We start from the raw sequence: 24,570 nt of genomic DNA on the forward strand, positions 1-24,570 counted from the left end.
GATATTATTGGGAGGAAAACAGGATTGTTAAAACAGGAATGGTTATCGATTTTGAAAGATAAAAAGTACTTTGCGTCGATCGCCGTCATGTTCATTATACCGCTATTATATAGTGGGATGCTTTTATGGGCATTTTGGGATCCGTACGGTCAATTAGAAGAATTACCAGTGGCACTTGTTAATAACGATAAAGGTGCAAATTTCGAAGGTGAATCTTTACAGTTGGGCGACGAACTAGTTAAAAATTTAGAGGATAGTGCAAAGTTTGATTTTAAACAAGTGACCGAAAAAGAAGCAAATAAAATGCTAGCGAATAAAGATGCATACATTGTCATTCAAATTCCTAAACATTTTTCAGAAAACGCAACAACGTTACTTGATGAAAATCCACAAAAATTAGAGCTCGAATATAAAATAGATGAAGCATCGAACTATATTACATCTAAAATTGGAGACAGTGCAATTAATCAAATTCGTACAGAAGTAAATGAACAAGTTTCGAAAACTTATGCTGAGCAGTTGTTTGCTGTGATTGAACGTTTAAGTGATGGTTACGGTGACGCTGCAGATGGGGCATCGAAAATAAAAGATGGCGTTGTCCAATTGCAAGATGGAACTGTAACGTTAAAAGATTACTTATATGAATTAGCGAAAGGCACTGTTACGTTATCTAGTAGTACGAGTAAGTTAGTAGATGGAGCTTCATCTGCTCAATCAGGTGCCGAAGAGCTAGCAAATGGTGCACAAAAACTTTCGCAAGGGAGTCAAGCGTTAAGCGACGGAGCAAGTACTCTACAAGAAGGAACATCTAGTTTATCGTCTGGTATTTCGCAATTTACAGGTGGTGTCGAAAAAGTTGCTTCAGGTCAGCAAGCACTTTTAGAAGGACAGCAAACATTCCAAACAAAATTAGATAGTTTTTCAAGTGGCACTGAACAAGTTGCAGCTGGTTCACAAAACTTAGCAGCGAGTACGGATCAATTAGCAGCTGGGATTGCTTCATTAGGCGACAATTTATCTTCTGCGTTAGCACAACTACCAGAAGAACAACGTCAAGCACTAGAAGCTTCAATTGCACAACTTGAAGCAAGTAGTAAGCAAATTGCACAAGGTGCAAATACGTTAGCAAGTGGTTCAAATAGCTTACAAGAAAATGCTCAGGCATTAGCGAATGGTCATGCAACTATTGTTGCAAATAGCGAGCAGTTAACAAATGGATTACAGGAATTAACTTCAAATTCGAATTCACTTGTCGAAGGTGCAACAAAGGTAGCAAACGGTGTGTCAAGTTTATCCGAAAATTTAGGGCAGTTTAATACAGGTGTTGCATCTGTAGCAAACGGTGCAAGTAGTTTAAATACTGGTTTAAGTACATTAGCAGATGGAGCTAAAAAATTATCGGATGGTACATCAACGTTAAGTGGAAAATCTGGTGAACTTGCGGATGGATCGAACGAATTAGTAGATGGAGCAGATAAACTAGTCGATGGTACAGAACAATTAACGGACACATTATCAGATGCGAAAGAGGAATCATCCATTTCAGTCTCTGATCAAAACTATGATATGGTTGCTTCTGCAGTAGAAGTTGATAAAGATGTAAAAAATAGTGTCGATAACTACGGAACAGGTTTAGCTCCTTACTTTATTTCATTAGGTTTATTTGTAGGGGCGCTTATTTTAACGAACGTTTATGCGTTTGTACAACCTGCTGTTCAACCAACAGGGTTATTACGATGGTTTGTAAGTAAATGTTCAGTACCATTTGTCGTTTGGATTTTCCAAACAGTGCTTTTATCGGTCGTATTATTATATGGTTTAAAAATGAATGTTTCGAACGTTCCGTTATTCTTATTGTTAATGGCTGTTACAAGTTTTGCATTTATAGCGATTGTACAGTTGTTAGTTGTTGTTTTAGATGATGTTGGCCGATTTGTCGCATTATTATTTTTAATATTACAGCTTGCTTCAAGCGCTGGGACATTTCCTTTACAACTATTACCAAAAACGTTACAAGCATTCAATTCATATATGCCAATGAGTTATTCTGTTGAGGCGTTCCGCCATGTGATTTCAACAACGGATTATGGTGTTGTATATGAAAATATAGCTTTACTTGCTGGAATAGGTATTGTATGTGTATGTTTAACATTCATGGTCTTTGGAATACTTTATAAACACCGATATTCAAAACAGGCAGTAGAAAATTAGTTTAATTGAAAGTGTGATTGGACATCTTAAAATAAATGAGCCAGTTTCCATCATTTTCAGCTCACTTAGGTAAAGAAATATTAGGAAAAAGCAGAAGGTCAATTGGAGTGCATAGTTGCACTTCTAAACCTTCTGCTTTTTTTATTTCAACGAATATTAAAATACATATACAATAAGAAACATCCTTTTAAAAGTATTTACTATAAAAGTCATGTCTTAGTTTTCCGCTTAACTGAGCATAAATTTTTGTAGTCTCACTCTTTTCATGACCTAGTAAACTCTGGATGACATCAATTGGAGCACCGTTATTAATCATATGCGTTGCATAGCTGTGTCGTAATTGATGGGGATGAATATTCTTTTTTATTCCAGCTCGATTTGATATGCGCTTGATAATATATCTTAGATTATCAATACTCATACGCCTTTTCGGTCTTCTGTCCGTAATAAATAATCCAGGATCCTCATCGTCCCGTTCATCTAAATACCTTTTTAACCAAATGGAGCAGCGAATATTAAAGTACACTTCCCTTTCTTTATCACCTTTTCCATGTACAATAACTGAATTCGTTCGAAAATCAATATCATCGCGATTTAATTTTGCAACTTCTCCAATACGGCAGCCTGTGGAATACAAAAACTCAAATAGCGCATTTTCCATCGTTGTTTGACAAGCTTCCCTTAGATGTTCTATCTCTAATTCTGAGAGAAACTTAGGAATCCTTTTCCCTAACTTTGGCTCTTTTAATTTAGCAGCGGGATTTTTTTTAATATAGCCCTCTTCATGTGACCATCTAAAGAGCGATTTAATGCAACGAATTCTGTGTCCTAAACTAGAGGCCTTTAAGTGATCTCCTGACTGTATTAAATATTCTTTTAATTTCTCTGTACTAAACTCGTTCATATCAATATCACCAAAAAATCGTAATAAAAGATTATATTGGAAAGAATACGTTTTTAATGTAAGTGATGAATATCCCTCGATTGTTTTATCTATTTGATATTTTTCCCACGCTTCGGATAATAACATGAGTCTTCCACTCTCCTAGAATTTAAATCTATTGTTCTAATTCTATTATGTTCAAGGAAAGTATTTTTCATACGAGGGTATTAAAGAATCTTAAAAAATAGAAGATTACCAAACCAAGTAATCCTTGTAAATCAAGAAAAGGACACTTCCCTTTTTACAGGAAGCGCCCGTTGTTTAATAAAACAGTTATAGAAAAATTTCCGTAGTATGATAGGCTATGATCATTATTATGGGCAACCATACAGAGTAGGCGAAATGGATATAATATGCTTTCGAATCTTGATCAAACCTTTTTGCCATGTATCCTCTAAATCCATACAATACAAAAAAATATAGTGAAACCCACAAATATTGTGGAATTGGATTTAATGGGCGATAGATATCCTTTTCAAGAACAGAAATACTCGACATAAATGCACCAATAACAAATATAATCGACATTAAAATTTCTATTAAAGATTGATTCTTAGTGAACTTTTTATTATATTTAATTTCCTTTGGAAGATTAAATTTCCGTTTTACCAGTTTTTCGAGATTCAAAAAACTAAGTATTAAGAGAAAATAGATGGTGAATGCGAACCAAAATATGGCTTTTCCCCTCCATGCAAAGTTTTATTTTTTATTTTATCATTAACCTCTTTTCACTTGTAAAAATCGTATGTTTCCTGTTATAACATGAAATGATTCACTTATTCGCGACTATGCATAAATATTGGATAAACTAAAATGCGAAATAAAGAGTTATTTGAACTAATAAAATCATTATTGAGTTAAAGGGTATAATAAAAAAGCTACCGTCTGCAAAATACAAACAGTAACTTCAGTGAGGTATGTGTTTTTTAATGAAATCTACAAAGGAGGTAAACTGTATAGATTTTATGCGTAATTAAGTAATGTTTGCTTTTCTGTAATTAACTTTAAAGCTTCTTCTTGCGATATGACTATACCAAAATATTGATTCATTAATTTTAAACTTGCTCTATTGGCTTCATTACTAAAGGCACCAACACCTTCATTCACGACAATCATGTCATAGTCTTTTTGATAACCGTCTCGTACTGTGCTTTCTACACAATGTGTTGTTACCACTCCACAAACGATTAAGGTGTTAATGCCTTTCATTCTAAGTAACGTTTCAAGACGTGTATCTAAGAATGCACTAAAACGATGCTTTATAATGATTTCTTCACTTGTTGCTGCAAGTTCTTTCAGTTCGTCGACAAATTGAGAATCCCAAGAATTTTTTATAGCTAGGTTTTTGGGTACGGTTTTACCGCGACGATTGTGTGGTAAAATACGATGTTTTTCCTTTGTAATATCATCTGCATAGTGATGTTGCTTCGTCCAAATGTCTAATATTCCTGCTGCTCGACATTCTTCTACAAGTTTTTTTACATGTGGAATAGTTGCATTCATTTGGCTTACATCTGCACCTGTTGAACCGATGCTACCGTTTAAATGGCAGTAGCCATTTTGCATATCGATAACTAATAATGCAGTTTCTTCAGGAATTAAATTGTATAATGATCTCATCATGGTCCCTCCATCTACTCTTTTATTAAATATTTAAATATTAATCCAATTACTATTAAAAGCAGAGCGAATAATATAAAGACACTTTTTATCCCTAAGAGTAAACTGGTTACATCTTCTGAATTTGTCAGTGTCAGCCATTGTGAAACCGGTGTAGTTGCAAAATGGTTGACGATTGCAATTCCTAATGCAGTTCCAATAACCATGCCGAAATTTCGAAGTAATGCAATGTTTCCACCGATCTCACCTAAAAAAGTTTTAGGTACACTGCCCATTATAAAATTGTAATTTGGTGAAGTAATTAAGCCCATTGAAACTCCTAGTAATGCTAACAATAGCGCTATATGCAGCAAGGGACTATGGATACTTGTAAAACTTAAACCGATAACAGCGATAGTCATTGAAATAATTGCTATAATAATTGTAGTTTTTAAATTATACTTTTGGACAAGGAGACCGCTAAATGGACCTGTAATCGACAAAAATAAAGGGTACACCATCAATACGAGTCCGGTGATTGTTATCGAGTAATGCATTACGCCACGTAGCAAAAATGGTAATATAACTACTGTTCCAAAACAAGTTGCATAGCTGACTACAATGACTATGGCACCTAAACATACTTTCTTTTGTTTGAATAAAGCAATTGTGATAAATGGTGTGGATTGTTTATTTGTCCAATAATAAAAAATGGTTAAACTACTTAAGCTAATTAATCCTATAATCCATTGTTCTTTATAGATAATACCCTCACCAAATTGATTTAATAGGAAGATAGCACCGACTAAGAAAATTGTGAATAGTACGGCGCCACCTAAATCAAATTTGGATTTTGTAAAGCGCTTATCTTTAGGTATGAATAAGATAGCGAATACTGAGACTATGGCAATAACAGGTAATTGGATTAAAAATAAATATGACCAATGGAAAAGTTCAATCAATACGCCTCCGATTGGAGCTCCTAGTAGACCACCTAAACCAGCAGCAGTTCCAACTAAACCTATCGCCTTCACCCTTTTATCTACTGAAACATTTTCCGTAATGATAACCATATTGACAGCTTGAAGCATCGCAGCTCCAACTCCCTGAATAAACCTAGCTATTAACAGAAACATAATATTGTTAGCGCTGAAGGAAAAGAGGACACCTACCCCAAACAATAAGTAGCCAACATTATGAATACGCTTTTTACCAAACTGGTCCGATAATTTACCCATAATTGGCAAAGAAATCATGACGGTCAGTATATAACCTGTTACGACCCATTGAGACATACCTAAAGAAATATGAAATTCCATGGAAATATCGGTTAGGGCTATGTTGACTAATCCAGCAGAAAAATTAGAGAGAAAGGTTCCAGGTATTACAGCGAGTAATAGTAAATAGAAAGCCATTTTTTCGTTATGAGTAACTTGATGTAGTTTTAGCTCAATATTCCCGAAAACTTCTCTCATCTCAATAACACGCTCCTCTATACTTGAATTACAGATACTTGTAATTCTTGTAAAATTTCTTCCGCTGTCAATACTTGACCAAAATACTGACTAATTGTATAAAGAGATGCATCATGTTGTTCTTGAGAGAAGGCAGCTGTACCATTAGATACTGCAACTACATGATAATCGTTCATGTAAGCATCACGTATTGTTCCCTCTACACATACATTTGTTGCAACCCCCGTTACTACAACTTTTTCCGTTTTAAATCGACGGAGTACACTGTCAAGTCGGGTATTAAAGAAAGCACTATAACGATGTTTAATTACAACAATATCTTGATCTGTTGGTGCAACACCGTAAAAATCAGCGCCCCAGCTATTACGGCGGCAGACGCCAGTATGTGTTCTGTTAGGATTATTACCACGTGCAATCCACGCTAACGAATCAGTGGCATTTTCATGAAAAGTCTGTATAAAAATTACAGGTAAACCTTTAGAATGATAAACATCGATCAATTTTTGAATATTGCCTACAATCTTCTCAGCCCCTGACGTATCTAGCTCTTGAATCCCAAGGGCACCTTTTGGATCACAATAGTCATTTTGCATATCAACAACAATTAACGCACTTTTATCCAATGTATTCATCCATAATCACTCCTATTTTTTAATAAATTGCATATCAATTAACTCATCGTAATCATAACCTTTTGTGAAGACTCCTGTTTTTTCTACTACATCCATTGTTTTTGCTAATGATTCTTCACTAATGAAACCATCTTTACTCCATAAATCATCTTCATATGCACGATCTAATGCTGCTTTTAAACTATCTTCCTCTGTTGTAGGGAATTCTTTTTTCAGTACTACTAAAGCTAACTCTGAATCTTTCTCTAGTTCTTTTAGTGCTTTGACAATGGCATTTACAAATCCTTGTACTTTTTCTGGTTCCTCTTCAATTGTTGATTCTTTTACACTTAATACAGAGAATGGATAGTCTCCTAAATCTGTAAATTTATAGAATGGTTCCTTCCAAATATTTTGATCGATACCATTTTTAATTATAGGTTCAAAGCCATTTGCTATATCTGCAGCACCACTTTTCACTAGCGATAAAACTGCTGACTGGTCTGCTGGTTCTTCTAGTTTTACATCTTCTCCAGGTTCAAGCCCAAGGTCTAGTAATAGCCAACGTGTTAGTAAGTTTAAGCTACCACCAAATCGCCCAGCTGCAATTGTTTTACCATCTAAATATTCTTTTAACTTTTCTGGATCAGTCGTTTGTTCATATCCCAGTTTTGAATCAGCCATTAAATATACATTTGCACGGTTAACGACATTTACGATAGATTTGATTGGATCAGAGTTTCCGACGTTGGCCATTGCATTTGATTCAGGTCCTCCCATATTGCCCCATGCTTCTCCAGATACAACAGAAGTTACGTGAGCACCACCTGTTGCGGTTAATATCTCTACATCTAATCCTTCCTCAGCAAAATAACCTTCCTGATCAGCAACGTATAACGGCAGGTATCCAATCGAATGAATCGGTTCAGCTATAACAATTTTCTCCAAATCCTTGTCATCTTTCCCAGCTCCTTCTGCATCTGAACACGCAATTAACGCTAATGCTGTTGCTGAAATTGCTGCTAACTTTAAGTAGTATCTTTTCATTTTTCTCATTCGAATCCACTCCTATCTGTTAACGTTCATCCCTTTTGATAAAAATTTCTCTACATAAATTGTTACTAAATACATCACAATTGATAAAAGTGATAGTGCTACAACACCTACCCAAACTAAGTTTGTATCCATGATTTGACCTGCATATAAAATCATTCGTCCTACACCATATTTTGAAGCAATAAACTCACCTACAATTGCACCTGCCAGAGCTAGGGCAATGTTAATTTTTAAGCTACTAATAATCCATGGCATAGAAGATGGGATAACCACTTTTACAAAGACTTGTCTTTTTTTGGCACCAAGTGAATAAAGGAGTTTTTCCATATCTGGATCAATAGCTTTTACACCGCTGTAAGCTGCTAAGGCTGTAACGATGACAACCATTAAGAATGCAAGCGTTACTTTTGATGTAAAGCCTATTCCTAGAAGGATTACTAATACGGGTGCTAAAGCTAGTTTAGGGACAGAGTTAAAAGCAACTAAGTATGGCTCCATAATTTTTGAGTAAAAAGGAGACCACCAAAATGATAATCCTAGACCTGCACCTATAAAAGTCCCTAATATAAAGCCAATTATTGTAGCGACAGAGGTATAACCTAAATCTATTAACAATGTGCCTTGCGTTAGTGCTACCCAACCTGTTTGAAGAATCGTTGTAGGACTACTCCAGTAATAAGAATCTAATATACCGATACGTGTCAGGACTTCCCATAGAATAATGAATAATGCACCGAATGAAACTTGCCCAAAAGCGATTTTTTTTCTCTCTTTTTTTCTGAGGACTTCCTCATCTAAAACTTCAATAGTTATTGAGTCATCTACTACACTACTGTTTAATACAACACTTTCAGTACCAATTACACCTGTTTTTTGCTTCATGAGCGTTCCCTCCTATATAGCATGATCTTGGTCATTTTCATCTTTTAATAGATCCAGTAATTTTTGTTTTAACTCAATATATTCCCGTGATAACATAGTTCCTTCATTTCGAGGGCGAGGTAAATCAACGGTTATTTTAGTTTTTAAACGACCAGGACGAGGAGATAAAACGTAAATGTCATCAGATAAATAAATAGCTTCGTCAATATCGTGAGTTACGAATAAGATAGTTTTCTTTAAATCTGTCCAAATGTTTAATAACCAATTTTGCATCATTAATCTTGTTTGGGCATCTAATGCTCCAAAAGGTTCATCGAGCAATATGATTTCCGCATCATATAGTACGGTTCTTAATAATGCTGCACGCTGTCTCATCCCACCTGAAAGTTCATTAGGGAAGTGATTTTCAAATCCTTTTAACCCGTATTTATGAATTAGTGGTAGTGCTTTAGCGATGTTTTCCTCTTTCTTTCCACCTTTAACTTCCAAACCTAATACGACATTCTCTAAGATTGTTCGCCAAGGGAGAAGTAAGTCTTTTTGTAACATATAACCAACATGCCCATTCTCACCAATAATGTTTTTCCCATCTAATAACACTTGTCCTTTTGTCGGTTTGATCAATCCTGCAATAATATTAAAAAGTGTGGATTTCCCGCAACCACTCGGTCCAATGATACTAACGAAACGACCTTCAGGAATTTGAAGCGAGGTATTTTCTAAAGCAATAAACTCTTGTCCATTTTTTTTAAAAATCTTAGTGTTATTTAAAATCTCAAGTTTATATCTCCCTTCCATAAAAACCCTCCCAATGTAATATTTCCTAACATGTTTAAAGACTAACATGTTATAATTTATTTGAAAAATACATAAATCAAATAAAATCTATTTGATTATTTAATACATAACAATAAAAAAGCACTTTCATAACATTGAAACCGCTTAATGATGTTATAAAAGATTACATAAGGGGGATGTTTATGGATATAAAACATTTAAAAAATTTCGTTACGGTAGTAAATGAGGGAGTCAATTTATCAAAGGCAGCGAAGAAACTTCATATTTCTCAACCGCCACTTAGTCAACAAATGAAAAATATCGAGGACACATTAAATGTTCAAATTTTTGAACGAGGGAAGAGAAATTTACAATTAACTCAAAATGGGGAAGTATTATATAAAAGAGCTAAGAAAATCGTACAGCTATATGAGGAAATGGAAAAGGAAATGACAGAAATGGGTTCGGGTGTCAAAGGGCAACTCAATATTGCTATTTCTACTTTTTACAGTTCATTATTTCAAAACTCAACGACTTTCAGAAATATTCTGCAATTCAGCCAAAAATATCCTGGTGTCAAATTAAAAATAATGCATACAGACGGCAAAAATTTACAAGAACGAATGGAAAATAAAGAAATGGATTTTGCCATTATTAACCTCCCAATCGAAGAACAGATCTTTGATCATTTCAAACTAGAATTAAAAAATTTCTCATTCATTATGCCAGCTTCTTGGGAACTACCAACATCAACGGATTTAATTGCTTTTAACGACATTCGTCATTATCCATTAATTTTATTAAAAAGAGATACAGGGATTGGCCTCTACGAAAAAGTGTTAGAGCACTGTGCCAAAAATAACTTTAAACCCAAACTTGTTGCGGAAAGCAATAATACTAATACCATTATGTCTCTCGTTAATGCTGGAATAGGTGCAACTATTCTACCGAGTACGTCTGTTGATAAACTGTATAATTTTAATGTAAAAGTAATACGATTTACAGATGCAAATTTTTTTACAGAAACGGTTTTAGTTTGGTTGAAGGAACGTTATTTATCTGCTCCTGCTAGAGCTTTCTTATCAATTTTGCAAGAAAAAAATTTATAAATAATAATAAACAATTTAATTTAGTGTGATAATGTCTCTTAAAATACAAAAGATGATTCTTAATAGACTGATGAATTTTATATTACAGAATTCAAAAATATCGTTAATGTCTTATAAAACTTCATGCAATTCTTTAACGATATATAGATTTAGAAAATATGTTATCTTATTTATTAGATATATTGGAACAGAGAAATAAATTTAAAGCTAATATGGAATCTTAATATTTTTCAAACTTATAATAAAACAGCACCTTCCTCAAAAAAAACGGAGCTGTTACTATTTAAAGGAAAACCGCAATTATTGATGAATTGACTTGATTGCTTGATAAAAAGTTTCTTGCGTTAATTCTTCTGCTAAATCCACATTCGATGTTAAACAAATAAGAAACCGTTTTACTTCATCTGCATAAGATTGATATATTCTACTTAAATCCTCCACCTGCCCCCTCCTTCCATCAAATATTAACTGGGATACTTATATATAGATTTAAAACGATTTTCGTTACAAGAAATTGTAATTTTTATAAAAATGTTCTATCTTACTTTACTATTTATTTTCTATCATAGTGAAATTACCATTTTAGCGACCAAATAAGAAAAGGTTTGGTTTTATGTTACTTAAAACCAAACCTTTTTCGATATTTAGAAATTCTTTTCTCACTCAATAAATAATTTCTTATTTCAGAAACGCGCCCGATTGCTGAGTTATGGTATTCATTCTAAAAAACATAAAGGACAATTACTGCATTAAATCTTGAAGGGCAATAATAAATAAAACAATTCCAGCAATATAGAAAGCAATTTTTTGAGCAACGATACTATTTTTCTTATACAACAAGTAACCGCTTATAAAAAGACTAAGGCTAAGTGACATGTAAAATAATAGAGCTACAACCATATTATCTGAAATAGCGAGGTACATAAATAAAATCAGAGCAATTATTGTAATGACTTTTTGAATTAACAGTATTAATCCATTTCGATTTTCTAAAACTTTCGCCCTCTTTGTCTCATTCATAAAAAAACTCCTTCTTTTCAATGTATTACTGCAATTTCATTTAAGTAAATCATTTCATAATCCTATATATATTAACGCAAATATCCAATTTTCTTTTTGAGTGTTATTTAAGATAATGGCCCTAAAAAACAAAAAGAGCGCAATTCATCCTCTGAAAACGCGCCCTTTAGTGGAATAACAAGTTGGTTTGATATCAATAGAATTTCTCTGAAATATTAAGCACTTAGAATAAAAATAATCCTACTATTAAGCCTATTAAACCTATATAAAATAAGTAAGTAACTGTATCTGCTGGTTCTGTAAGCATTAATAATATTGCTAATCTCTCTTTATTTGATTCTGCATCTAAAATACTTTTAACTATATTTATGAGTGTAATACTTATCAATATAACACTTATAAGAATAATAAATATTTTCAAATTCAATCATTCCTTTAATATCACTCTAATCATTCCTAATAACTCATTATTCCACAACCTGGCCCTAGAATGTAAAATAAGCGCCAATTCCTCAAGAATGGCGCCCGTTTGTTGAATAAGATAAAGGTCAGTTTAACTCACCTATAAACCAATTTTCTCCTTCTGAATAGTAATCCTCTTCAGAGATTATTTCTTTAAAACCTTTTATCTGTATATCAGAAGGGCAATTAAGTTCCCACTCTTGAATGAGATTTCTTGATTTATCTAGGGGTAGCCATTTTTGTTCTTCACTATCCCTTTCAAAAAATCCATCAAACCAACTATTATGAGGATATACTACAAGCTGTGAGTCGAATAAATTAGGAAGACTAACTAATGCGTAAATTCTATATTCAGCTTGTCCTTTTGACTTTATACTTTTTAAATAGCTAACTCGATCAATTAAGATTTGCATTATTTCTCGTCTGAATTTGTTTGGAAGTTTGCTTGAATATATGTACGATTGGGCAAATGGCAAATGTAGATGCCAATAACCTAATCCAGATTCACTAGGATTCGGCATGTGTTCGGTAATATCAGAAATATAATTTATTAGTTCCTCTTTTCTCCTTTTTAGCCCTCTAACTTTCTTCTTATAATCATTTTTAAAGTTCCATCTATTCAATGAGATCATCCCTTTGTATTATTGTGCCATTTTCCATTTAATCAACCTACCTTTTATTGATTAAATGGAAAAAGGACTGATTAGACAGTCCATTCTTACTCAATTTTTGCGCCCGATAAATGAATAAGACCCGTTTACAATAAAAGCGAAAAACAAAATAAAGATAATAAGATTAATCCAATTGAGACAATAATCAATAATCCTTTCATTACCTTAAGCGGCATTGCTCGTAATATTCGATTAATTATCTCGAATAAGATTATTTGTTCAGAAGAAGCAGTAGGATCATTAACATACTCTTTTTTATTATGTGTTTCCAAATTTAAATGTTTGAATGTCCAAATAAATAAAGTAATTCCACATAACAAAATCATTGTTGCAGCAAAAATAATATACATTTTAAAATTCTTCTCCTTGGCTTCTTATGACAGAAACACATTATAGCCAGATACCTAAAGAAAGAACGAATTTCTACTCTGGAAATGCGCCCATTTGCGGAAGATCGTTAATCAACTAAAGTCTCCGTTAATGAAAGTATTAAGATTTATTTAGATAAATGTTTGTACTCCAATATTTCAATATTGAACCCATGATTACATTTCTGCTTATTAATTTTGTCACTATCACAAGAGGGGGATATTCTAACCTTAACCAAATCTTCTTTAACATTAACATTTAGCTTTTTTGGAGGAATCTCAATTCTTACAGTAACATCATAGGAATGATTGTCATTGTAACTAATACCAATAATCCTTTTCAATTGCCAGTCAAAAAAATTATCTCCACCGTACTCTTTGATTACTCTTTTATCAATAGTTGGGAATATGATGTCCAAGATAATGTCCTCTGTTGTAACATACATCTCTTCTGCCTCTGAATTAGTTTCTGATTTAACAATTTGCGTAGGAATAAAAACTATAAATACAAATCCTAGTAAGGCCAAGTATTTCTTAACCATCGAGATTCACCTCAGAATTATGTTTAATTCTTATTCTTTGCTTATTGTTATTTTTTATTAAACTAACTTTGTCCTTTAATGAAAACAGATGTATTTTTCAAGAGAAACGTGCCCGTTTGTAGATTAGTGGAAAGGAGAGAGATGAAGTGTTGACTCCCAACTATTTTACTAATGCCCACTATAATTAAATTACAACTTATTTATTTTGTAATTCACTATAGTTAATTTCTTTCACAATCTCTTTAGAACCATCATCTTTAACTATCATAACTTCTACATCGTTCGTTTGACTAATTGCATACCAAAACCTTTTACCCTCATCAACATTAATGATTTTTGCAGGTTCATCGCCAGCAAATACCTCAGTAATTGAACGATCACTAATTGCACCAGAATAGATAAACGGTGGTTGATTCATTGATTTCCATTTTACTTGGGAATTCCATTCAGAACCTCTTGTTCGCATCCATTGCCATTGATTATCAACTTTCTCAAGATAAGCTATAAATACTTTTTCTCCAAGTTCATCATGTTCTTTGAAAACTGCGATTGCATCATTTTCGTGAACTATATTAAATTCCTTGTGAACAAGCTCATAAGAATACTCCTCTTCCCCAAAATGCATTTCCTCCATCTTTTTATGAAAGAAGGACTCAAATGTTTGTTGTTGTGAACAACCAGCAAATAAAAATATTGAAAATACGGCTATTGCTATCTTTCTACCCATTCTATCCCCCTATATATTTGGAAAAATTCCTATTCATAACCTACTCTTCCTTTCAAGTAAATTGCTTATAACTCTCTTTAAATTTTAACATAAATATCCAATTCCCTTTAGAGATTACTCTAAATTTGGTCCCTGAAATGGAAATAGACGCATTCCTTATTAGTGAAAGCGCCCTTTTATTGAATACCATTATGCCAGTGCATTAACAATTAGCCATCATAAATCATCTTTATAATTAAAATAGGTGGTTGGGTCATTTATATCGATAATTTTATCACCGTTTGTTTCATTACTTATAACGATTGTATTATTATCTTGCCATTCAATAATTAAATCTTCTGCTCGATACAACCAATAAATCGTTTCATCATCAAATTCTTTATTTTCATCAGTAATAGAAGTGACAGAAACTCTATTCTGAAAGGCTACCGTTGCGCCCCCTTCGTTTATAATATAAGAATTAGCTTGATATTGACCATTAGGCGAAATAAATGATTCTTCTAACTCCCCTTTACCATTTAGCTCTTTCAGGTCAACACTTATATATGAATTCAATATCAGAAACAGAGAAACTATTATAACTATTGGTGATAATATTGTTATTATTATAACTTTTCGCTTATTCATTTCTTTATATCTCCTTAATAAATTAACTTACAATAAAAACTGTTCTAAAGAGTACAGGTTCCATTTTAACCATATTTAACCAATAGCAAGTAAAATCAAAACCACCAGTCGAACTGGTGGTTTGCTCTACGCGTGAAACGCTGGGTTACTGGCTCATGTCTAAAGACATTCTGAAAGGTCCGCCAACCGCACTCCGTTTCCTCACTGACCGCTAAAGCGGTTTAATTTATTTTCTCTTTTTCTTTATTTCTTCTCCTGTGAATGGGTCGATGAATTCTTTCATTGTCATCTGATCCTCCAGGATATCTTCTTGTAATTGGTTTTTGATATATTCTTGGATTACTTTCCGATTTCGACCTACTGTATCTACATAGTAACCTCTACACCAAAATTTTCTGTTTCCATACCGATATTTTAAATTGGCATGTCGATCAAAAATCATCAAACTACTTTTTCCTTTTAAATACCCTACAAATGCCGAAACACTTAACTTCGGTGGAATACTTACAAGCATATGTATATGATCCGGACATGCTGTTGCTTCTATAATTTCTACTCCTTTTCTTTCACATAGTTGACGCAATATTCTCCCTATATCTACTTTGATTTGAGCATAAATAATCTGTCTTCTGTATTTTGGCGCGAAAACAATGTGATACTTACAATTCCATGTTGTATGTGCTAAACTTTTATTATCCAATTTTGGAGCTCCTTTCGTACGAAGTCGGTTGACCAGACCTGACTTTATTGTACGACTGGAGTTTTTTTTATGTCCATAGCTAAAAGCTTTCCGGAACCCCCTGCATAGCAGGGGGTTTTCAAACCATACAATAAAAGCGCCAATTCCTCAAGAATGGTTGGCAATAGGTAAGCATTTGAAGTTATCTCCAGCTTTTCCCCTGCTCCACACGGAACGTGATAGTTTCCCATCATTCCGCGTTCCATCTAGCGATGGTTTTGTTAATTATAAGTTTCAAGTTCCTCTTAGTGATTTGGGTTATTTGATTAGTTCCAATTCACATTTCTTCCGATATTTATTAATATTTTCAAGAATCGGTTGTGTGATACCCAAACTCTTCATGAGTGTGTTTATCTTAGTTGTATCAGTCATATGGATTAATTTATGAACATCTTTATGGAGGATGCGTAGGTTATTGAACTTGTCGTTTCCACCTAGATACAAAGGAATATAGTGATGACAGTGCACATCTTGTGCTTGAAGGAATGTACCTGTAATTTCACAGTTTCCTTTATTCATACTGTATCGACTAATCAGGTTATCCATATATTCGACACTGCGTGTCAGAATCGTCGATTCCATCAGTAAGGCTATTTCTTGCTTGATATTTTTATGTAGATTTTTATAAATCTGAGCTCTACCTTCTACCGAGAATGGTGTTAGACTTTGAGTAAAGCAGATAGTATTCTTCGTCTGAACATTAGCTAGTGGATAGAGATAAATATTAGCAATTTTAAATGTTTTACATCCCAAGCTGTAAAATTTCTTATAAGATGGGGGTGGATTCGTTGGATGTGCATACTTCCCGATTGACCTAAGACGATTGTACATCATTGCACTGATTTCATAGGCAAGACGTGAGAACGCTAAGTTGACGTGTGTCGCTCTATTAAAGTAATTATGTAACCCTAAAACAAAGCTATTGAAACGCATAACGTTTTGAATGGTTGGTGAAGAACGAAGTTCTTTTACTCGTTTTTTCGCTTCAGCTTTTATTTTCTGTATCTTTTCGGCACGAACAAAAGTGTGAGCTACTCGCTTTTTACCTTTTCTATTTGCTCGAATAGTGAAACCAAGAAAGGCTGATTCATTTTTACGTAGGTTAATAATCTTCGATTTTTCTGGTGAAATATCGAGTTTTAGCCGTTCTTTAAGAAATAGCTTTACAGCATGAAACCACCTTTCGGCCGTTTTAGCATCTCGACAGAGAATTTTAAAGTCATCAGCATAACGAACTAGATATCCTTCCTTTAGTTGGGTACGCTTTTTAGCAAGTAGTTGACCTTCTCTTGTCTTGAAGGGTTTATGTAGAGGGAACAACTCCCATTGCTTTGCTACCCAATGATCTAATTCATTTAATACAATGTTTGATAGTAGTGGTGAGAGCAGCCCACCTTGTGGAGAGCCTTTTGAGGGTACACCTTCTCCATCAATCTCTGATTTTAGCATTTTGGCTATACAGGCGAGGACTTGCCTGTCTCTAATACCTAAATTCCAAAGTTGTTTAATCAGTAAGGTGTGATTAATATTGTCAAAAAAGCCCTTAATATCAATGTCTACAACGTAGTGGAGTTGTGACTGATTGACTAGGTATTGGATTCTCGCCATTGCATGATGAGTAGACCTTAACGGTCTAAATCCATAACTATGATTGAAGAAATGGGCTTCTGCTATAGGTTCTAATACTTGTTTGAAACACTGTTGAATAATTCTATCGAGGATACATGGAATGCCGAGTGGTCTCATTTTGCCATTATCTTTTTCTATTAGCTTCCGTCTTACTTTCTTCGGGCGATAATTCTTGAGCTGTTTTCGTATTTCTTCTATTAAATCGTTCTCAGTATATTTCTCAATATCTAAAATGGTCTTTCCATCTGTACCTGGGGTCTTGGAGCCTTTATTTGACTTGATTATACGATACGCCAATAAGATATTATTCCTCGACGTGATGATGCCGTATAAATGGTGGAATGTTTCCTTATTTTTAGCTCGCTTATGTAAGTCTGTATAGGTTTCGGTCATACCATAATAATCCCAGTATCGTAGAGCTTGCACTGTGGCATCATTCCTTCATGAGGTGATGTTCCCACATTCTTACCCGACCGGTGCAATACACATTTGAAAAATAATTATTAACTACCACTAGACTTGGGGCTGTTCCTCCACCTTCATTACAAAGGCTTCATCAGTCGTACCCCTACCCTCACAAGGATGAATGCATTTCGATTAAAATTCTTATGGCAACCGTTTCAGGTGACAGCCTTTATTACAACGTTCCTTGCTTTCCAAGTACCTTACAACGTAGCTATCCATTCTTAACGTAGGTGCTTCCTATAAGCCTGTGAACTAGATACCGCCATTGTCCGGTATAGTGTATTTCAGAGGGCGCATTTTTACTCCACACCATTCACCCCATCGTAAGATGGTACATGCGTTTCCGCATGCTCAATCTATAGACCCTTACCTTCGGAAGTTTGTCAGTTATTTTATGATAGAACTATTCTCACCATATTAAGTTTTTCAGCCGTGCGGCATATCCGTTGGCATACCTTCTCTAAAGGAGTGGCTACAGCCTTCGTTCTGCCGAATCCACCTGTGCTTCACACCCTATCACCTGTCAGTCATAACGCATGCAGGAGTATTGACGGGATAGTTTCAGAAAACATGGTTTCTTCATTCCTATCCTTCGTTATAAAGTTAAGATTTTGCCGAGCAAACTCTCCTGTATTTCACGTAGTGAAACGCTTATAACAGAACTTGTCGCGCGCGCCCGATTGCGGAAGAACGTTTATCTACTAAAACCCCAATAGTTAAAAGACAAAAGAACCTTTTTTAAATTCGCATTCAGTTCGTTTTTAAATTAATAAAAGTAAAATTCGATTCCGGATTACGAGTAAGTTTACGATATAGCCTCACTTCTTCGTTTGAAAGCCATTTAAGTTCACCTAGGAACATATCAAATAAAAAAACATTAGGCTTTTCTTCTGTGACTAACTTTTTTGCTACAATTTCATTTCTTTTATTTATTACAATAAGATTTACCGTACCTTTATACAAGGTTAATTCACACTCAACCATTGCCTTATATTTTCTGTTTGGGCATGATTTTGGTTTTTTCCAAACGTATTTACACTCATAATTTAGGTTCTTTATTTTCTCATATGTTTCAATGAAAGGAGCTTCATCCCAATTAAATTCTTTACATACCCAAAGAACACCTATCTGTAAAAGTTCTAAGAGTTCAATTTTTTTATTTATATCATTTAGCCCGAAAAATTCCTCAACATCATAGGGAATATTAATCTCTAAAAAACCGTCAATATGTTCTGTAATATTTATATCCTTAAAACTCAAACCGCAATTCAAGATAATTTTTTTTGTATTTTCCGTTTTAAAATTCGGAAAATTATTTTCATATAAAGTTGTAATACAATTTGTTTCAAAGGTAAAGTCCTTAAATTTTTTTCCATACTCACCCCTATTTTCAAACATTTGAAATTCCTTAAGTATCATGACTTCCTCCTATTTATTTGGATCTTTATCTTTTATACAATACTTTAATTACACTACATCACAATCAAACCAAATCTTTTAAATTGCCGTTATCCCACTCACTTATTAACATTTCAACTGAAAATCCAAAAAGTTGAGGTTTACTTCCCAATTGCTTTAATACCTCTTTTGCTTTTTCTTCTTTTACGGAAAGTAAATGTGTGGCAGAACTATATTTAACATAATCATTTGAATGATCGAGTAATTTTTCTAATTCAACAATTCCTTCACTTCCAAGACCTTTTAATGTTTTGAAATTCTTAAAATTCTTATCATATAAGCGATTTGTCTTTCTTGAATTTTCTACAACTTCAAATGCAGAAAAACCGTATTCAATTGCTGAATTTATACATTTTTCTACCAGGTTATTAATATCCACAAGATGCACTCCATCGAACTTAATTTTTTTATTCTTTAACATTCACTAATGTTATTAAACGTTCCTGCTCCTATAGTTTAAGTTCAATAATTCAAAAACACCATACTAGCATTATGTATTAATTATTCTTGATATTCTTCCTCCATTAAATGGTCCAAACAAAAAGAAAAGCACAATTCTTAAGACAGAATTGCGCCCTTTAATTGAACAACGAAAAGTTTCAATCGTTTAGTAAAAGAAGAAACCTTTATTTTTCAAATCTTACTAACATTTTTTCCGGTATTTCGATTTGGTCAATATTAAAGTTATTCATCTGAACGACTAACTCACCATCTCGATTGTCAGCTTCTTCACCCACCCAACAACTATATAATTCAAAAAAGTCCCCTTTTTCAAGGTAACTGTCCATAATTTCACATAATCTTATTAGCTTCTTTTTCGATTCAGCACAAATTTCTGGTGTCGTATATTCAGAAATCTTAATGCCCCAATGACTAGATACTTCATAAACATACGGAGTAGTAAATTGATAATTCTTTACATTTTTAAAGTTATGCACATCTGCAAAACAATCACCAATTATAATTATATCGTCTGAATTTTCATCACTCAGCGCTATTTCAATATTACAGCCAATATAGCTAGCTAAACTCATTTCTAATCACCTTCTTTTTATCTTTCTTTATCCTGAATATCCAGGTCCCTCCACAATCTGATCCATAACGTAAGGAAAAAACACAATTCTTGCTCCAGAACTGCGCCCGTTTGTGGAATAACGAAAAAATTAAAAGAAGTTTTAATTATTATTAACCCTAAATTCAATCTGTGCATTTATTTCATAATTCTTCTTTTCTTTAGTATCCCCGTTGTCGATAACATTAAAGTCTGCAAGTCCATTTACCACATAATAACCCTTTGGAAATTCATTATTCATAATTCGTTTCATAAATTCTATGTATTCTTTTTCGTCCTGTGAACCATAACCACCACTACCCAAATATTCTTCACGGAGTGGCTTCCCTTTAATAAGTTTAGTTATTTTCAATGGTAGAGTCATAAAATAATCGATTTCATAATTTCGTGTAGTTTCAACGATTGGAAAATAGAATGGGGAATTTCTATGAGAAATTTCAATTTCTTCTTTATCCCCTATATATTCAAGTTCCGCATATATTTTTATGGCTTCATTCTCACTATACTCTGCCTTTTCCGTTACGAGCCGATAAACAAAAGCTTCTTCTTTCACTTCAGCCTTCGTTTTCATGTTTTGTTGGAAAACAAATAATATAACCATTACTAGTATACAAAGAATAGTAATACTTATTTTTTTCAAGTTTTTTCACTCCCTTACACAAATAGATTTTCCATATAAAACCAAACTCTACTCAAACTATACTACAACTATTTTAAGTTCACTCCTTAACAATCCCTACTATTAACAAAAGAAGGCACAATTCCTTTTCAAGAAATGCGCTCTATTGTAGAAGATCGTTTCCTCAACTAACGCACCCCAATAGTTGAAGATATTTAATGATTTGAGGCAAAACCGAATTTAATTCCTTTTATCAACCAAACAATTGCTGTAACAGTTATTGGCAATGCTATGCACCAAGAACTTAAAGAAATAGAAGAATGATATAATGCTGAATAAATAATATCTGTAATCATTGTTAAAATGAGTGTCACTAATGGTGCTAACCACCATTTTTTTGTTTTAAAATATACTATAAGTGCTGGTACAATCGTAATGATAGGCACGATGATTAACTGCCAAATAAAACCGTCAATTGCAAAGTCCCCCATACAAAACCCCTCCCTAAAATATATATAATCTAATCCTAACATACATATTTCAGTACCTTTTTAATTACATTAACCTGCACCGTTAGTTTAAGTACATTGCTTCACAAACTCACACCAACATTAACATAATTATACATTTTTATTTATTAGTGTTATTCCGTTAAATGGCCCTAAAAAGAAGGAGCGTAATTCTCTCGCTGCAGATTCGCGCCCAATTGTTGAGTTTTTTTCGTGAGAGCTATTGTAATGCATTCGTTAAATTCGTTCTAGTATGTACCAGCTAAAGTTCCAATAGCAATGCTCCATACAATTATGACAAAAGATGTTGTTAACCAAAATGTGTTAACAGCAGTGGGTTGTTCTTTCTTTACTTTCTTTATTATTTCAACAAGATTAAGACAAAATATAATTGCTAAAATCGGCATTACATAAATATTAATAAACAAGAACACTAACATAGATTGATCACCTCCATACGATTATACCAAATACTTACATTTCAGTTTCTCCTTTATTCATGAATATGGTTCTTATCTGAATAAAACGCAGATCCATCTCTGGAAAGGCGCCCTATGACAATTAACAATCGAATTAACAAGATAACAATAGTTGTTGTTATGTGACAAAAACATGCTAATTAAGTTGTTAATTACACTAAAGATGCCTTCTATTGAGTAAAAAGTTTCCAAGAATACTCTTAGGAATATTTACCAAATAATAGTATAGTATAAACAAGCTGTTCTTTTTGGGGTTTATTTCAACTAAGTAACTTTTAGTATTTAATTAATATCTATAAAGGGGGGAATTGTATAATGAAAAAATTGTTTATTTTATTTATGGTAATTAGTTTTGCATTAGTCGGATGTTCTGATAGTGAAAAAACTGCTAAACAAAATGGTAGTGGCATTTCAGTCGAAATAGGGGATAATGACAACATTCGTTATTTAAATCTTACCCTTTATGTAGATGGGTTATTTTGGGGTTCTGAGGAAGTAATTAGTGAAGAAAACGAGTCCTTTCAAAATCAGGGAATTTTTTGGTTTAATACCCCTACTTTCCAAAACATCGATGTAGAAATCGAACTAATTTATAGTGAGAATATGGATGGAACTAACTCTCAAATCACTAACAAAATTGATATTACACAAGCAAAAAAATGGGTTAATATAAAACTAAATGATGAATTACAATTAGAAATATTAGAATTTAAGTAAAGTTAGCGTTCGTTGAAAACGAAATAATGATAAATGGCTTAGTTCATCAGAACTAAGCAATTTAATTTGTGAAAACTATAGCCAATATCAGTGTTAATTACATTGTTCTTTAATACGTTAATTTGGTTGTTATTTTGAATGTTTGTACCACTAAACTGAACGGGTTACTCATATCAAGCGGTTTGTCCTTTTAGAATTCTTAATCAATCGAATTTGCAACCTCTATCAATAATTCTAACGCTTTATCAGTAGCATCTTTATTAAGAGAAAGAATATACTGCCATTCATTCATCTCAAATACAAGATTATTAGTTCCCATACTCATAGTAGTACTGTAAATTGCGTAAGTGCCATTATTCAATTTGAGTTCCTCATCAATCATTTCTTCCCTAATTGGAATCTTATAATCGATAGGTCGAACTTCAATACTGTAGTCGTTAGCTCCAGCATTTTCATCTACATATCGAACTTCAAGGCGATCATTCGCATCACCCTTTGGATTAGAGAATCTACCAAAACTATGTGTAAAGGTAATTGGTATTTCATTAGGTAGAGCAATATTTCTTTTAAAGTGCTCTTCACTTTTAGCTAGAGCTTCATCAATTTCTTCATATCCTACCTTCGAAAAGTTCCTATCAAATTTATACTCATTTGCATAAGTTGATGTGGCTAAAAAGATAGAAAAAACGAAAAATGAAAATAATAAAAGTCTATTTTTGTTCATAACGTCACCTCTTCAAATATTATGAGGATAAATCAATTTATTATTTAACAATTTGAATAAAAAAGTCTTCCTTCATTATATTACCTTTAAATGAAAAGGACGCATTTCTTATTATGGAAACGCGCCCTATTGTGGAGGAGCGTTCTTCAACTAAAGCCTACATTAGTGAAAAGATTATCATTTATATTTTGGATTTATTAAATTTTCATCATGTAGTTCTTCCTTAAAAACTTCACCTTTGAAGTATCCTAAGTATGCAATTTCTAACCGTTCAATATAGAGGTTTAATTTATTCTTGGGCACACCTTTTACCTTATACATATCCTTGGGATGAAAATGCCATAGAAGACTTCTCATAATAAAAACATACGTTGTACTCAACATCAATGACAATTCTTGATCCAAGCTATCTTGAAGTAAAGTTTCGTTTGTTAAATCTACTATACTGTTGTAATAATCCCAAAAAGCACTCTTATTAAATTTACATTCTTCGTGTAAAGAATAAATAAAACTACCTTCTTTGCCTTCATAGTTACTTTTTAATACTTCTACCGCTATACTCATATTTCACATCCTTATGCATTACTAATGTATTTAAACCCTTTTGACCAGATATTTTGTTAACCAATTTTGCATCTCTTGTTCTGCGTTTGCTGCTTTTGGCATTCTAATGAAAACCTTGTTTAATTGATCTATATCCGTCTCGAAAAAAAGGATCTTGTCATTAGTATTTTTCGCATAATAACAATAACCTTCATATTCGTTTTGATTTATATATACGGTAGGATGTTCGTGTTGCATCGTGCAAAGAATCATCTCAGCATTTAAATTTCCATATATAGATTCAACTTGATGTAAAAAATCTTTGTGTACAGGGATGGCAGGATTATATATATATTCTCTTTGTTTATCACCTAAGTATCGTTCCTCAACAAAAATTAAATAATAATCCGATTCTCTAAACGTTTCTTTTTCACGTTCTCCAAGAAAAATATTGATAAATTTATTTGAAAGTTTATGTAAATGTCGATGTGGAGGAAGATTCTCTCCAAATAATAATAACGTTAATTCTTCCATTT

Annotated in this window: 29 protein-coding genes; 3 read left to right on the top strand and 26 right to left on the bottom strand. The window is 33.2% G+C overall.

Annotation, left to right across the window (positions count from 1 at the left end):
• Positions 1-24: 24 nt before the first annotated feature.
• Complete coding sequence (locus JOD29_RS09855; RefSeq protein WP_124764475.1) at positions 25-2,211, top strand: YhgE/Pip domain-containing protein; 2,187 nt, start codon at positions 25-27, stop codon at positions 2,209-2,211.
• A gap of 187 nt (positions 2,212-2,398) precedes the next feature.
• Here JOD29_RS09855 and xerA read toward each other — a convergent pair whose 3' ends face one another.
• The 8 genes from xerA to JOD29_RS09895 all read right to left on the bottom strand — a co-directional run bounded on the left by xerA (position 2,399) and on the right by JOD29_RS09895 (position 9,575).
• Positions 2,399-3,241 (bottom strand): site-specific tyrosine recombinase/integron integrase, encoded by an 843-nt coding sequence (xerA, locus tag JOD29_RS09860; protein WP_124764477.1) that lies wholly within the window; start codon positions 3,239-3,241, stop codon positions 2,399-2,401.
• A gap of 186 nt (positions 3,242-3,427) precedes the next feature.
• On the bottom strand, positions 3,428-3,781 hold the full coding sequence (locus JOD29_RS20810; protein WP_158610555.1) for a DUF4181 domain-containing protein: 354 nt from the start codon (positions 3,779-3,781) through the stop codon (positions 3,428-3,430).
• Between the two features lie 336 nt (positions 3,782-4,117).
• On the bottom strand, positions 4,118-4,774 hold the full coding sequence (locus JOD29_RS09870; RefSeq protein WP_158610556.1) for a cysteine hydrolase family protein: 657 nt from the start codon (positions 4,772-4,774) through the stop codon (positions 4,118-4,120).
• 14 nt (positions 4,775-4,788) lie between these two features.
• The gene (locus JOD29_RS09875) at positions 4,789-6,228 is read right to left on the bottom strand and encodes an MFS transporter (RefSeq protein WP_124764481.1); all 1,440 of its coding nucleotides are present in this window, start codon (positions 6,226-6,228) and stop codon (positions 4,789-4,791) included.
• A gap of 17 nt (positions 6,229-6,245) precedes the next feature.
• Positions 6,246-6,860: a cysteine hydrolase family protein gene (locus tag JOD29_RS09880; RefSeq protein ID WP_124764483.1), complete on the bottom strand. Its 615-nt coding sequence runs from the start codon at positions 6,858-6,860 to the stop codon at positions 6,246-6,248.
• 12 nt (positions 6,861-6,872) lie between these two features.
• Positions 6,873-7,895, bottom strand: a complete 1,023-nt coding sequence (locus tag JOD29_RS09885; protein ID WP_205101656.1) for an ABC transporter substrate-binding protein — start codon at positions 7,893-7,895, stop codon at positions 6,873-6,875.
• A gap of 12 nt (positions 7,896-7,907) precedes the next feature.
• Complete coding sequence (locus JOD29_RS09890) at positions 7,908-8,777, bottom strand: ABC transporter permease (protein ID WP_124764485.1); 870 nt, start codon at positions 8,775-8,777, stop codon at positions 7,908-7,910.
• A 12-nt stretch (positions 8,778-8,789) separates the two neighbouring features.
• Positions 8,790-9,575 (bottom strand): ABC transporter ATP-binding protein, encoded by a 786-nt coding sequence (locus JOD29_RS09895; RefSeq protein WP_124764487.1) that lies wholly within the window; start codon positions 9,573-9,575, stop codon positions 8,790-8,792.
• A 182-nt stretch (positions 9,576-9,757) separates the two neighbouring features.
• On the opposite strand from JOD29_RS09895, the gene JOD29_RS09900 reads away from it, so the two are divergent.
• Positions 9,758-10,663 (top strand): LysR family transcriptional regulator, encoded by a 906-nt coding sequence (locus JOD29_RS09900; RefSeq protein WP_158610557.1) that lies wholly within the window; start codon positions 9,758-9,760, stop codon positions 10,661-10,663.
• Positions 10,664-10,963: 300 nt separating this feature from the next.
• On the opposite strand, the gene JOD29_RS09905 is transcribed toward JOD29_RS09900, so the two are convergent.
• From JOD29_RS09905 to JOD29_RS09975, 15 genes are all read right to left on the bottom strand, one after another.
• Positions 10,964-11,104, bottom strand: a complete 141-nt coding sequence (locus JOD29_RS09905; protein ID WP_239585651.1) for an RNA polymerase sigma factor — start codon at positions 11,102-11,104, stop codon at positions 10,964-10,966.
• Between the two features lie 300 nt (positions 11,105-11,404).
• Positions 11,405-11,683 (bottom strand): hypothetical protein, encoded by a 279-nt coding sequence (locus JOD29_RS09910; RefSeq protein WP_124764491.1) that lies wholly within the window; start codon positions 11,681-11,683, stop codon positions 11,405-11,407.
• 548 nt (positions 11,684-12,231) lie between these two features.
• Positions 12,232-12,768 carry a DUF3916 domain-containing protein gene (locus tag JOD29_RS09915; RefSeq protein ID WP_158610558.1) on the bottom strand — a complete coding sequence of 179 codons (537 nt, stop codon included), beginning with the start codon at positions 12,766-12,768 and terminating at the stop codon, positions 12,232-12,234.
• A gap of 544 nt (positions 12,769-13,312) precedes the next feature.
• The gene (locus JOD29_RS09920) at positions 13,313-13,726 is read right to left on the bottom strand and encodes a DUF3888 domain-containing protein (RefSeq protein WP_124764495.1); all 414 of its coding nucleotides are present in this window, start codon (positions 13,724-13,726) and stop codon (positions 13,313-13,315) included.
• Positions 13,727-13,922: 196 nt separating this feature from the next.
• Positions 13,923-14,453 carry a hypothetical protein gene (locus tag JOD29_RS09925; protein ID WP_124764497.1) on the bottom strand — a complete coding sequence of 177 codons (531 nt, stop codon included), beginning with the start codon at positions 14,451-14,453 and terminating at the stop codon, positions 13,923-13,925.
• 216 nt (positions 14,454-14,669) lie between these two features.
• Positions 14,670-15,080 (bottom strand): DUF5412 family protein, encoded by a 411-nt coding sequence (locus JOD29_RS09930; RefSeq protein WP_124764499.1) that lies wholly within the window; start codon positions 15,078-15,080, stop codon positions 14,670-14,672.
• 226 nt (positions 15,081-15,306) lie between these two features.
• The gene (gene tnpA, locus JOD29_RS09935; RefSeq protein WP_124764501.1) at positions 15,307-15,780 is read right to left on the bottom strand and encodes an IS200/IS605 family transposase; all 474 of its coding nucleotides are present in this window, start codon (positions 15,778-15,780) and stop codon (positions 15,307-15,309) included.
• Between the two features lie 44 nt (positions 15,781-15,824).
• Complete coding sequence (locus JOD29_RS09940) at positions 15,825-16,025, bottom strand: hypothetical protein (protein WP_205101658.1); 201 nt, start codon at positions 16,023-16,025, stop codon at positions 15,825-15,827.
• 52 nt (positions 16,026-16,077) lie between these two features.
• Positions 16,078-17,874 (bottom strand): group II intron reverse transcriptase/maturase, encoded by a 1,797-nt coding sequence (gene ltrA, locus JOD29_RS09945; RefSeq protein ID WP_192894219.1) that lies wholly within the window; start codon positions 17,872-17,874, stop codon positions 16,078-16,080.
• Between the two features lie 789 nt (positions 17,875-18,663).
• Positions 18,664-19,332 carry a hypothetical protein gene (locus JOD29_RS09950; RefSeq protein ID WP_124764503.1) on the bottom strand — a complete coding sequence of 223 codons (669 nt, stop codon included), beginning with the start codon at positions 19,330-19,332 and terminating at the stop codon, positions 18,664-18,666.
• A 64-nt stretch (positions 19,333-19,396) separates the two neighbouring features.
• Entirely contained in the window at positions 19,397-19,750 is a 354-nt protein-coding gene (locus JOD29_RS09955) for a DUF2019 domain-containing protein (protein ID WP_158610559.1), read from the bottom strand.
• A gap of 247 nt (positions 19,751-19,997) precedes the next feature.
• Positions 19,998-20,405 (bottom strand): hypothetical protein, encoded by a 408-nt coding sequence (locus JOD29_RS09960; protein ID WP_124764507.1) that lies wholly within the window; start codon positions 20,403-20,405, stop codon positions 19,998-20,000.
• A 141-nt stretch (positions 20,406-20,546) separates the two neighbouring features.
• Entirely contained in the window at positions 20,547-21,083 is a 537-nt protein-coding gene (locus JOD29_RS09965; protein ID WP_239585652.1) for a hypothetical protein, read from the bottom strand.
• Between the two features lie 194 nt (positions 21,084-21,277).
• A complete protein-coding gene (locus tag JOD29_RS09970) occupies positions 21,278-21,553 on the bottom strand; it encodes a hypothetical protein (RefSeq protein WP_124764509.1) in 276 nt (91 codons plus the stop codon).
• A 266-nt stretch (positions 21,554-21,819) separates the two neighbouring features.
• A complete protein-coding gene (locus tag JOD29_RS09975; RefSeq protein WP_124764511.1) occupies positions 21,820-22,011 on the bottom strand; it encodes a hypothetical protein in 192 nt (63 codons plus the stop codon).
• A gap of 354 nt (positions 22,012-22,365) precedes the next feature.
• On the opposite strand from JOD29_RS09975, the gene JOD29_RS09980 reads away from it, so the two are divergent.
• Positions 22,366-22,767 carry a hypothetical protein gene (locus JOD29_RS09980; RefSeq protein WP_124764513.1) on the top strand — a complete coding sequence of 134 codons (402 nt, stop codon included), beginning with the start codon at positions 22,366-22,368 and terminating at the stop codon, positions 22,765-22,767.
• A 199-nt stretch (positions 22,768-22,966) separates the two neighbouring features.
• On the opposite strand, the gene JOD29_RS09985 is transcribed toward JOD29_RS09980, so the two are convergent.
• From JOD29_RS09985 to JOD29_RS09995, 3 genes are all read right to left on the bottom strand, one after another.
• The gene (locus JOD29_RS09985) at positions 22,967-23,491 is read right to left on the bottom strand and encodes a hypothetical protein (RefSeq protein WP_124764515.1); all 525 of its coding nucleotides are present in this window, start codon (positions 23,489-23,491) and stop codon (positions 22,967-22,969) included.
• Between the two features lie 177 nt (positions 23,492-23,668).
• The gene (locus JOD29_RS09990) at positions 23,669-24,055 is read right to left on the bottom strand and encodes an Imm41 family immunity protein (protein ID WP_124764517.1); all 387 of its coding nucleotides are present in this window, start codon (positions 24,053-24,055) and stop codon (positions 23,669-23,671) included.
• A gap of 30 nt (positions 24,056-24,085) precedes the next feature.
• Complete coding sequence (locus tag JOD29_RS09995; protein WP_124764519.1) at positions 24,086-24,568, bottom strand: hypothetical protein; 483 nt, start codon at positions 24,566-24,568, stop codon at positions 24,086-24,088.
• Positions 24,569-24,570: the final 2 nt, after the last annotated feature.

Origin of the sequence: Lysinibacillus composti (assembly GCF_016908465.1) — a bacterium.
GTDB classification, from domain to species: Bacteria; Bacillota; Bacilli; order Bacillales_A; family Planococcaceae; genus Ureibacillus; species Ureibacillus composti_A.